The following is a 665-nucleotide window of genomic DNA, read 5'->3' on the forward strand; positions in this document are numbered from 1 at the left end:
GGAACCTCCTTCGCCTTCCCGTATCCGACACCCACGGTGCCGTCACCGTCGCCCACCACGACCAGCGCGGTGAAGCTGAAGCGACGACCACCCTTCACGACCTTGGCGACGCGGTTGATCGCGACAACGCGCTCAACGTACGCGGTCTTCTCGGCAGCAGCGCCGCCGTCCCGGCCCTTCCGGTCCCGCCGCTCGCCGCCACCGGCGCCGCCACCGCGGCGCTGGGGTCCAGCCATTGGTAATACCTCTCTCTGTTACGGTCCGCTAGCTCCGGAACCGGGGCTTAGAACTTCAGCCCGGCTTCGCGGGCGGCGTCCGCCAGAGCGGCGATGCGCCCGGCGTACTGATTGCCACCGCGGTCGAACACCACGGCCTCGACGCCGGCGGCCTTGGCACGCTCGGCCACCAGGGCTCCGACCTGCTGGGCCTGGGCGCTCTTGTCGCCTTCTCCGCCGCGGATCGACGCGTCCAGGGTCGACGCCGACGCGAGCGTGTGGCCCGCGATGTCGTCGATGACCTGCGCCACCATGTGGCGGTTGGAACGCGTGACCACGAGGCGGGGACGCTCGGGGGTACCCGAGATCCGCTTGCGAACGCGGATGTGGCGACGCTTGAGGGCGGCACCCTTGCGGGCGTTGCCCTTCGCGATCTTCACACCGTATGCC

General features: G+C 70.2%; 1 protein-coding gene and 1 pseudogene. Both read right to left on the reverse strand.

Annotation, left to right across the window (positions count from 1 at the left end; all coding sequences use genetic code 11):
- Nucleotides 1-236, reverse strand: a pseudogene (locus tag KUM32_RS42495) (30S ribosomal protein S5); the annotation flags it as partial.
- Nucleotides 237-283: 47 nt separating this feature from the next.
- Nucleotides 284-665, reverse strand: a 382-nt coding sequence (gene rplR / locus KUM32_RS42500) for a 50S ribosomal protein L18 (protein WP_254406824.1), incomplete at its 5' end; no start/stop codon positions are given.

The sequence above is a fragment of the Streptomyces sp. AC627_RSS907 genome, from assembly GCF_019049165.1.